Genomic DNA, 10,297 nt, shown 5'->3' on the forward strand with positions numbered 1-10,297 from the left:
GCTGACCGCTCAGAACCTCAAGACCGGCGACATCGCCTACGAGGGAATCCCCGGGCAGAAGCAGCCCTGACTCCACCCGAATGAAGCATTCCACGGGCGAGGCGCGATGAGTTCCGCGGCACTAGCGAGTCGGTACCTAGAACAACAACCCCATGCCGGTGCTCGTCGAGTGGCAGCTGGTTCCCGGCGGGTGGGTCCAGGTGTTCGTCGACGAGGACCACGACCCCGACGGCAACGTGATCAGGCTGATCGGTGGCTTCCGGGTGCGGTACTAGCCGCGTGTGATCGCTTCGGAGCGCGGTGTTTACGCGCACCTCGTGGGCGTGGTCTCCGGGCGATAGCCGTCAGGACTTCGGCCCCAGCGGCCGCCTCGCCAGCTCGAGCACCTCTTCGGTGGTGAGCGGACTGTGCGGGTGCTGCGAGAGACACCATGGCGCAGTGATCTTCTGGAAGGCACTGCCTTCGAGCGCCGCGTAGAAGTTGCCCGCCCGCAGTCTGCTGATGTCGGGCACGTACCCGCCCTTCACGCGGGCCATCTCCTTGGCGACGGTGATCTGCGCCGACGAGTTCAACAGCCCGTAGAACTGGGTGGCCGCGTTGCCGGGAATGTGGTTGTGCAGACCCCGCGGGGCCTGGGTCGCGAACACCAGTCCGAGCCCGTACTTGCGGGCCTGCGACGACAACGCCAGCGTGCTCTGCGTGGATGCGGTGGCGCGGCCCGACGGTGCGAAGTTCTGCGCCTCGTCCATCACCAGCAGCCCGCCGAGCGGACGGTCGCCCGCCGGATTGCGCTTGATCCACACGAACAGCGCCATCTGGAGCTGGTTCACGAAGCCCTCGCGCTGCGCACCGTCGGCCAGGCCGATCATGCTGATGACCGAGACCCGCGCCCGGTAGCCCTCCGACGGCGTCATCAGCGCACCGGGGTCCACGGGCGTGCCGTCGCCGCCGAACATCGGGTCGTTGACCATCGCTGCGCGGAGGTTCTGACCGAGTTCGGCGGCTAGCTTCCGCGCACCCGACATGACGCTGGCTCCGTCGGGGAAATCGGCGAGCACCCCGAGGAAACCTTCGAGGGAGATCGACGGCTGCCTGCCGTACCACTGCAGCGCCTGCCGAAGCACCGCTCGGGCGGAGTGGGCCTTAGGGGTGTTGCCCGAGATGAGCGCGCGGGGTTCCAGTGCGGCGAAGGCGGATTCGACGGCTTCGTGGTACTCGTCGTGGTCGTCGGCCACGCTGGCGAAGTCGGGCAGCGGCTGGAACGACAACGGCCGGCCGGCCGAGCGCCGGGGCGTCCACACCACCACCTCGGTGTTGGCGAGGTAGTCCTGCGCGCGGGGGGTGTCGGCCGCGAGCCAGCCCTGTGGGGCTTGCGGCCAGGGGAGGCCGAGGCGCGCCAGGTCGTTGTTGGGGTCCAGCACGATCGACGACACCCCGCGTCGTGCACACTCCTCGACCAGGCGCCGGATCAGGACGGTCTTGCCCGATCCCGAACCCGCGAAGATGGCGGTGTGCTTGCGCAGCGCCAGCAGCTCGACGCTCAGGGGTCGACCCGAGGAGTCGTCGACGCCGAGGGGAACGGCCGTAGGGCACTCCGCGTGACGGTCGTCGTGTGCATCCGTTGCGGCCTGCGGGGCTGGATCCGGTTCGGAAGCGGTTGGTACGTCTGGCATCTCGGGCGGAACCGGGCCCGCTCCCTCGCCGAGAGCATCACGCAGGAAGGCCAGCCCGTGCGCGGGTTTGCGGGCCACCAGCCAACCGGGTAAGTCGGGATCGTTGTCCTCTATGAGGTCACGCAGCGCGGTGAGAGTGCGCAGATCGTCGTCCGACAACGCGAGCGTACGGCCGCCCGCCGCCTCGAAGTCGGCGACCAACTGGGCCGTCTTCACACCACCCGGCCATGGCGTGTTGCGCAGCAGGAAGAGCTTGCGCTTGTCCAGGTTGGTTCCGAAACCCGTTGCCGCACAAGCATTCTTGATCCGATTCTGGGCGGCAATCGCGTTGGGGCTGGCGATCGCCCGAAATGCCCAGTGCCGCTCGTCGTCGGTCGCGGCGTCCAAACTCTGCCGCAGCCTGCCGTGCAGGCCCACCCGCCTGCCCGGTGGCGGGTCGAGACGGAAGGTCTGCTCGACATCCCCGCGTTCGGCGATCCACGCGTCCAGCGCCGCCGACAGCAGGCTGGGCACCGTGGTGTCCTCCCCTTCGGGATCCAGAGCGGCCGCGCCGACCGCGCGCCGACGGTAGTCGGCGAAGCGACGGTCGAGATCGCCACCGTCGCGTGCCGGGTCGGGTGGCGAAACATTCTCGGTACCAGGCGAACCCGATTCCGTGGACGCCTTGAGGTGCGGCAGCTCCTCGACGACGCCGCGGTCCAGGCAGCGACGGACGTGCTCGTCGGCGCGTCTGAGCAGTTGACGCGGGGTGTAGTCCGGCGCGTCGTCGAAGGCCGACGGCAGGATGGGCCAACTCGGGTAGGGCGGCGTGAATCCGACTGCCCGATAGCTTGCGGTGAATCGGCGCTCCAGGATCGCCCGGGCGACGTCCGCGTTGGGCAGTGTCTTCAGGGGAGCGGTCTCCCGAAACCTGTCGGCGACGGTGGCCGTGGCCCGCGACCTGATCGACTCCCACACGGCGGGCAGGCAGGCGACGACCTCCGCGGTGCGCCGCATCGTCTGCCGGATCGACATCAGCCCGTGCGCCACGTGCTCGAGGTCGCGGTTGTCGGCGACGCCCCCCTCGCGACCAGCCGTCGAGGTGGCGGATTGCGCCAGTAGGGTGTCTATCTGGTCGATCGCCAGCACCGAGGGGCCGGCGAGGGCGACGAGGCGCGAGATGTCGCGGACGCATTCCTGCGGCGTCAGCGTCGACACCCCGATCGCCCACGCCCTGCGCCCGGTGTCGTCCACGTCCTCGGAGGAGTTGAGGTAGGCCTGCCCGAGGTCTTGGACGCCGAGGTCGGCCGCGCCGAGCAGGACCAGCGCGCGCAACGTGTGGTGCGTCTGGCGCACGACCTGCGGGTTCGCCTCGTGCAACGCGTTGACGAAGGTGGACAGGACCTCCGGGGTCAGGTCGTCCTCGCCCGAGACGACGCGACGGTCGGCTCGGGACACGTGGGCCACCGACGCGAGCTGCCACAGCAGTTCCTTGAGCTGGGACTCGCGGTCGGCGGCAGGGCGACCGAGGCTCTCCAGGATGCTGCTGCGCGCGGACTCCCAGAAGCTGGTGGCGTCAAGGAGTTCGAGGAGGAAGAAGAATCCATCGGCGGCCTGCACGCGTTCGCGCACCTGGCCGAGTAGATGGGTCTTGCCCGACCCCGCCTGGCCGCGCACGACCACGCCGAGTGGGCTGGACTCCGGGTGGCGGTCGGCGTCGCCGAAGGCCGCCATCACCGCGTCGAGTGCCCCGTCGTTGAAGCCGGGGACGTGGAACGAGCCCTGCGAATGCCACAGGTCGTCGGCCGTCGGCGCGAATGACAGCCGCAGTGAGCTCAGCGCTTCGCGTTCGTTGGGATCCATCAGCTCTCGATTGCGATCAGGTGCCGGTGTTGGTCGCCGATCTCGAGCGCGGCGGCCCGATCGGCATCGGTGAGCGTCTTCTGGTTCTCCTCGGGGATGAGGGTGATCCCGGGGCGGCGGGACATCCGGGTCAGCGCATCGTCCATGTCGCGCCTCGACACCTCGGGGAGTTCGCCGCGAAGTCGCACCAGGTCCACCCAGCCGCCGGAGCGAGCCGCTAGCCGGACGTAGGCAGCGCGCACAGTGGCCTCGACGGCGTCGCCCAGGGGGTCGGAGTCGCCGGCGGGCGGACTGTCGTCCAACGGGAAGAAGACGTCACCGGGGGCCAGTTCGTCGCGGTCGAAGTATCGACGTAGCGCACGCAACACCGTGTAGAGCGCCTTGCCCTGACCGGACGGACGCGCAGGAGTCTCGGCACCGAACAGCTTCGCGCACGTCGCCCAGCCGCGGTCGGTCAACTCGAGCACCATCGCACGGTTCTCCGTGGTGACCTCGACCAGCCCGCGTTGCACCAGCCGATCCCGGTCCCGTTTCTTGAGTTCTGGCCCCAGCGTGGCCAATTCGGGATTGCGGACCGGTCGCGCTTCGGCCATCAGAACCAAGAGCACCGCCTGCTCGGTGCCGGTCAGTTCCTCGGGGTCGACGCTCACAGCTGGTTCCCTTCGTCGTTTCTCTTGCTGACCAAAAGTCGTTCGATGACGGCGACCACGCGCTGCGGATCGTCGGCGAGCTCGTCGTTGGTGAACCTCAGCACCGCGAAGCCGTCGAGCACCAGACCGTTGTCACGGCGGCGGTCGGCGGCATACTTCAGGCCGCCACGATGGTCGGGGCCGTCGATCTCCACGACACACCGCTCGTCGGGCCACATCAGGTCGACACGGATGGGCGGCGCCAGCGAATGGCTGGCGTACTCCTGATTCCAGGTTCGGCCCGATGCCCAGTCACAGCGGGCCAGACAACGCTCCAGTGTCTGCTCGGCGACGCTGGCCGGGTGGGGCATACCGGCGAGTGCCGGGAAGTCCATCGGCGGCGCAGCCTCGTCGGGCAGGTCGCCGGCGAGCGCGTCGACGTAACCGGGCACGGTCAGCTGCCACGTCGGATACCGGTCGATCAGCGGCAGGGTGCCGGCAGTCAGCCAGACCCCGATTCCGCCGTGGTTTACCAACCATTCACAGGCCGTCGCGACGCGTCGCTGATCCTCCACCGAGGACGGCCCAGCCCCAGGACCGACGAGAATGGCGACGCCCGCACGGTGGTAGCTGTCGGCGATGATCCTGGCCAACCCCTTGGCGCGCACCTCGGGTCCGAATCGTCGATCCGGGGCGCACCCGCGCAGCGCAGCGTCGGCCATGCCGGCCAGAAAGGGACCGAAGTGGGCACTGTCCGCGGCGTGCCGATGAGCCAGCTGCCGCACGACGCGCCGGTCGAAGTCACTGCGCTCGGAGACCACGTCCGCAACGGGCAACCAGGCGGGAAACAGGCTCAGCGCGACCGACTCCAGCCGCTCCAGGACGTCGTCGACGACCCTTCGGGACGAACCGACACCCCGGGGGAGGCGGTAGCGAATGACGGCAGGCGCACGCTCGGGGAGCGGGTCGAGACTGACCGCGAGCTGCTCAGCGGTGAGCCCAACGAGCCTGACGACCTGATCTGAGGGGAGGTGCGCCAACGACAGCGGTTCCCCGCATGCCACTGAGCTCACCCGACCCCCTGCACCGTTGAACGACCGCCACCCATTGTGTCCTACGCGTCGGGACGCCGCGCTCGGCGTCAGCTGACGAGGTCAGCCAGGGGCAGCCCGGAGTCGGCGAGACGACCCGCGTCGACGGGCCTTCGCGACCGGATCAGATCCTTGATGTCGTCGAGCCCCTCCCAGACGTTGACGTTCATCCCCGCCAGCACCCGGCTCTCCCCGTCGAGCCAGAACACGGTGAATTCACGCTTGTCGCGGTCCTTGGGGTCGCCGCGGAAGACCACGGAGTCGTACCCGGCGGCGTGGCCGACGTATTCCATGCCCAGGTCGTACTGGTCGGTGTAGAAGTAGGGCAGCTCGTCGTAGACGCCGGGGTCGCCCATCATGCCCGCGACGGCCACCGCGGGTTGTTTGAGCGCGTTGGCCCAGTGCTCGGTGCGGATCCGCGTCTGGAAGATCGGATTCTCGGCGGCGGCGATGTCACCGACGGCGTACACGTCGTCGTCGCTGGTCTTCAGCGACGCGTCGACCATGACCCCACCGTCGGCCATCTCGAGGCCCGCCTTCTCGGCGAGTTGCGTATTCGGCTTCGCACCGACCGCGACGAGCACCGCGTTCGCACTGATCGTCGAGCCGTCCCCGAGCCTCAGGCCGCTCGCCCTGCCGGCGTCGGTGGTGATCTCCTCGACCGACGTTTCGAGGCGAAGGTCGACGCCGTGCTCACGGTGCAGGTCGGCGAACACCTCTGCGGCCTCGCGTCCGAGTGCGCCCAGCAGCGGCAGCTCCGCGCTCTCCACGACGGTCACGTTCACGCCGCGCTCGCGTGCGCTCGCCGCGACCTCAAGTCCGATCCAACCGCCGCCGACGATCGCGAGCGTCGCACCCTCGGTCAGCGATGCCAACAGTTCGGACGCGTCGTCGACCGTCCGGAGGTAGTGGACGCCGTCGGCATCGCCGCCGGGGATCGGTGGCCTTCGAGAACTCGAGCCGGTGGCCAGCAGCAGCTTGTCGTACCCCTGGTGGCGACCCTCGTCGAAGCCCACCGCGTGAGTGATCCGGTCGATGGCGGTCACCTCGGTGCCGAGCCGCAGGTCGACGTCGTGCTCGCGGTACCAGTCCTCGGGGTCGACGGTGAAGTCGTCGAGCTCCTTCTTTCCGGCGAGGTAGTCCTTGGAGAGGGGAGGGCGTTCGTAGGGCAGATGGTCCTCCGCTCCGAAGAGCACGATCTCTCCATCGAAGCCCTTGTCTCGCAACGCTTCCGCAGCCTTGGCACCTGCGAGGCCGCCACCGATGATGACGTAGGTGGGCATGTCACTACTCCTTGTGTTCGAGGACTTGGTCGTGAAGGTCCGGGCTCAGCGAGACCCGTACCAGCGCCGCGGCGAGACGTGCCGTGGTCCGAGGCGCCAGTTTGCCGAGTTCTTCGGGTGTGGTGGGCAGTTCCAGCTCTCCGGCCGTGGACAGTGCGCGCTCGTCGAAATATGGCCGCGCCCAGGGCCATACGTCCTGCACCTCGCGCAGGAAGATCCCGGCGCCAGTGGCACCGATGCCCTTGAAGCGTTGTAGTGCTTGGCGCGCCGCGGCGGCATCCTCTTTGCATTCGGCGGCGAGCTCGCGTAGGTCACCGTGGTACTGCTCCCGAGTCATGGTCGCCATGTCGGAGAGCCTGGTGGCCGAACTCTCGTCGTAGCGGGCATATCCGGCCCGTCCGAAGGCGTCGAGCACCGACGCCCGATCAGCGTCGAGCACCGCGTCCGGAGTACGGATCCCCGCCTCGAACAACTCCCGCGCCGCCTTCGTCGCGATCTCGGCACCGATCGGCTTGCTCGCCAGCATGGCCAGCGTCAGGAGTTGGAACAGCGGCATGGGCTCGTTTCGCAATCGGATGCCTGCTTCGTCGGCATACGTCTTGCCCGCGGCGTCAAGAAGACGACGCACGGTGATGTCGTTGTCACCCATTTCAATGGGCATACCCGTTGGGCGCCTCGACAAACGCCAGAGATCAGAAAGCCGTCAGTCGAAGTCGACCCTGACGGTCAGCAGATCGCTTCCCATCAACTTGACCATCGCACTGTTCGCGCCAGGCAGCTGCTTGAGGCGCGCCGCGGTGTCGTCATCGGGCAGCAGGTGAGCGGTGCCGGTGCGCCACTGACCGCGAATCCGTACCCGCACCCTCGGATCGGATCTGATGTTCAGGACGTAGTGCGCATGTTCACCGTGCTCGGCGACCATCCAGAACTGGTTGTCCACCACCCGGCCACCGACGGCGGTATGGCGGAGCTGACCCGACTTGCGCCCAGTGGTCTCCAGCATCGTGACGGGCAGCTGCCTGCCGACCGGATTCACCACCAGTCGCTGGACGGTGTGCACGACACGTCGCTTGAGCGTTTTCAGATCGGCCATGGCGCCAGCCTAGTTCGCGAGATTAAGCGTCCACCGAGTTTGGGTCCAAGCGCCTCCGCCATGCCGGTTAGTCGGCGCGCTGGAAGCCGGCGTGCTCGAAGAGTTGTCGGCCAACTCGTCTGAGCTGCCGACGTAGTCGTCGTCGAACCGACCGATGGTCAGAAACGCGATCTTGCGCAACGGTTCTGCGCGTCGTGGCATGGTCCTCCCTTAGGCCGATTTCGTGAAACCTAGGCGGCGACGGTTGCCGCCTCTGCCACCGGCTCCAACGCCTGGGCGATGATGTCGGCCACGTCGGTCATCGGCTTGACCTCCAGCGCGTCGAGCACCTCGGCCGGGACGTCGTCCAGGTCGGCCTCGTTGCGCTGTGGGATGAACACCGTCTTCAGACCTGCCCGCTGCGCGGCGAGCAGCTTCTGCTTCACCCCGCCGATCGGCAGCACCCGACCGTTCAGCGTCACCTCGCCGGTCATGCCGACATCGGAGCGGACCTTTCGGCCCGTGGCCATCGACACCAGCGCCGTCACCATCGTGACGCCTGCCGACGGACCGTCCTTCGGCACCGCACCCGCAGGCACGTGCACGTGGATCTGGCGATCCAGCGCCTTGGGGTCGACGCCCAACTGCCCGACGTGGGCACGCACGTAGGACAGCGCGATCTGCGCCGACTCCTTCATCACGTCACCCAGCTGACCCGTGAGCTTCAGACCCGGCTCTCCGTCGTTGCCATTGACTTCGATGAAGAGCACGTCGCCGCCGAGGCCGGTGACGGCCAGACCGGTTGCCACGCCAGGCACCGCCGTGCGCTCCTCGGATTCCGGCGTGAAGCGCGGACGGCCAAGGTAGCCAACGAGATCCGGCTCGTCGATGACGAGGTGTTCCGGGTCTGCCGCCAACTTGGTCGTCGCCTTCCGCAACGCCTTGGCCAGCAGGCGCTCGAACTGGCGCATGCCGGGTTCACGCGTGTAGTCCGCGGCGATCTTCCGTAACGCCTCGTCGGTGACCGACACCTCGTCGGAGGTCAGGGCCGCCCGCTCCCGCTGCCTGGGCAGCAGGAAGTAGCGGGCGATGGCGACCTTGTCGTCCTCGGTGTAGCCGTCGATCTGCACCAGTTCCATCCGGTCCAGCAGCGCCGACGGGATGTTCTCGATCACGTTGGCCGTAGCCAGGAACACCACGTCCGACAGGTCGAGATCGAGGTCCAGGTAGTGGTCGCGGAACGTGTGGTTCTGCGCCGGGTCCAGGACCTCGAGCAGCGCCGCGCTCGGATCGCCGCGGTAGTCGGAGCCCACCTTGTCGATCTCGTCGAGCAGCACGACGGGGTTCATCGAACCTGCCTCGCCGATGGCCCTCACCAGGCGGCCCGGCAGCGCGCCGACGTAGGTGCGACGGTGACCGCGGATCTCGGCCTCGTCGCGGACGCCACCGAGGGCAACGCGCACGAACTTGCGGCCGAGGGCCCGGGCCACGCTCTCACCCAGCGATGTCTTGCCCACGCCGGGAGGGCCCGCCAGCACCATCACGGCACCCGAACCGCGGCCGCCAACCACCTGCAGCCCACGCTGCGAACGACGCGCCCGCACGGCCAGGTACTCGACGATGCGGTCCTTGACGTCGTCGAGCCCGTGGTGGTCGGCGTCCAGGATTTCCCGCGCCGACTTCAGGTCGGTCGAGTCCTCGGTGGTCACGTTCCACGGCAGGTCCAGCACGGTGTCCAGCCATGTGCGGATCCAGCCGCCCTCCGGGCTCTGCTCGCTGCTGCGCTCCAGCTTGCCGACCTCGCGCATCGCGGCCTCGCGGACCTTCTCGGGCAGGTCGGCCGCTTCGACGCGCGCCCGGTAGTCGTCGGACCCGTCGGGTTCGCCCTCGCCGAGTTCCTTGCGGATCGCCGCCAACTGCTGACGAAGCAGGAACTCCTTCTGGGTCTTCTCCATGCCGCTGCGGACGTCGTCGGCGATCTTGTCGTTGACCTCGACCTCGGCCAGGTGCTCGGCGGTCCAGTCGATGAGGTTGCGCAGCCGATCGGCCACGTCCTCGGTCTCCAGCAGCTGCCGCTTCTGCACGTCGGTCAGGTACGACGCATAGCCTGCGGTGTCGGCAAGGGCCGAAGGGTCGCTGATCTTGTTGACCACGTCGACGATCTGCCACGCCTCGCGGCGCTGCAACATGGCCAGCAGAAGCTTCTTGTACTCGGCGCCCAGCGCCTTGGTCTCATCGGTCGGTTCGGCGTCGGACGCCTCGGTGACCTCGACCCACAACGCCGCCCCGGGGCCGGTGGTGCCGGATCCGATGTGCGCACGCTTCTCGCCCCGGACGACCGCGGCGGCGCCACCGCCGGGAATGCGTCCCACCTGCACGATCGATGCGATCACACCGTAGGTGGGGTAGCGGTCCTCGAGCCGGGGCGCGATCAGCAGCTTTCCGCTCTCGCTCGCCTGCGCGGCGTCGACGGCAGTTCTGGCGGCGTCGTCCAATTCGACCGGCACGACCATTCCAGGCAGCACGATCGGCTCGCTGACGAACAACACCGGAACTGCGATGTTTTCAGACATTCAATCCTCCAAAGTTCAGCCTGATGCGCTCAACCTTGGGGTGGTGCGGTTTGTTCCCGCAGTTACGCGGGCGCCCCGGCGGGTTCCGAGCTCCTGCGCACGACGACGACGGTCGCCAGCACCAGCAGCCCGAC

At 68.2% G+C, this 10,297-nt stretch carries 8 protein-coding genes; 1 reads left to right on the forward strand and 7 read right to left on the reverse strand.

Translation table 11 applies throughout. The features are described from left to right. Positions 1–152 precede the first annotated feature (152 nt). The gene (locus VET27_RS05115) at positions 153–275 is read left to right on the forward strand and encodes a hypothetical protein (protein ID WP_526515776.1); all 123 of its coding nucleotides are present in this window, start codon (positions 153–155) and stop codon (positions 273–275) included. Positions 276–344: 69 nt separating this feature from the next. Here VET27_RS05115 and VET27_RS05120 read toward each other — a convergent pair whose 3' ends face one another. From VET27_RS05120 to lon, 7 genes are all read right to left on the reverse strand, one after another. Then, entirely contained in the window at positions 345–3,515 is a 3,171-nt protein-coding gene (locus VET27_RS05120) for a helicase HerA domain-containing protein (RefSeq protein ID WP_526515778.1), read from the reverse strand. Next, positions 3,515–4,165: a hypothetical protein gene (locus VET27_RS05125; protein WP_526515780.1), complete on the reverse strand. Its 651-nt coding sequence runs from the start codon at positions 4,163–4,165 to the stop codon at positions 3,515–3,517. Before VET27_RS05125 ends, VET27_RS05120 begins: the two co-directional genes overlap by 1 nt. After that, complete coding sequence (locus VET27_RS05130; RefSeq protein ID WP_526515782.1) at positions 4,162–5,217, reverse strand: endonuclease domain-containing protein; 1,056 nt, start codon at positions 5,215–5,217, stop codon at positions 4,162–4,164. Before VET27_RS05130 ends, VET27_RS05125 begins: the two co-directional genes overlap by 4 nt. A 68-nt stretch (positions 5,218–5,285) precedes the next feature. Then, the gene (locus VET27_RS05135) at positions 5,286–6,518 is read right to left on the reverse strand and encodes an NAD(P)/FAD-dependent oxidoreductase (protein ID WP_526515784.1); all 1,233 of its coding nucleotides are present in this window, start codon (positions 6,516–6,518) and stop codon (positions 5,286–5,288) included. A gap of 4 nt (positions 6,519–6,522) precedes the next feature. Continuing rightward, complete coding sequence (locus VET27_RS05140) at positions 6,523–7,167, reverse strand: HhH-GDP family DNA glycosylase (protein ID WP_526515786.1); 645 nt, start codon at positions 7,165–7,167, stop codon at positions 6,523–6,525. A 54-nt stretch (positions 7,168–7,221) separates the two neighbouring features. Further along, complete coding sequence (locus VET27_RS05145; RefSeq protein WP_526515788.1) at positions 7,222–7,611, reverse strand: nitroreductase/quinone reductase family protein; 390 nt, start codon at positions 7,609–7,611, stop codon at positions 7,222–7,224. 230 nt (positions 7,612–7,841) lie between these two features. Continuing rightward, a complete protein-coding gene (lon, locus tag VET27_RS05150; protein WP_526515790.1) occupies positions 7,842–10,163 on the reverse strand; it encodes an endopeptidase La in 2,322 nt (773 codons plus the stop codon). Positions 10,164–10,297 lie beyond the last annotated feature (134 nt).

The organism is Mycobacterium sp. (assembly GCF_035633495.1).
In the GTDB taxonomy this organism is placed as follows: domain Bacteria; phylum Actinomycetota; class Actinomycetes; order Mycobacteriales; family Mycobacteriaceae; genus Mycobacterium.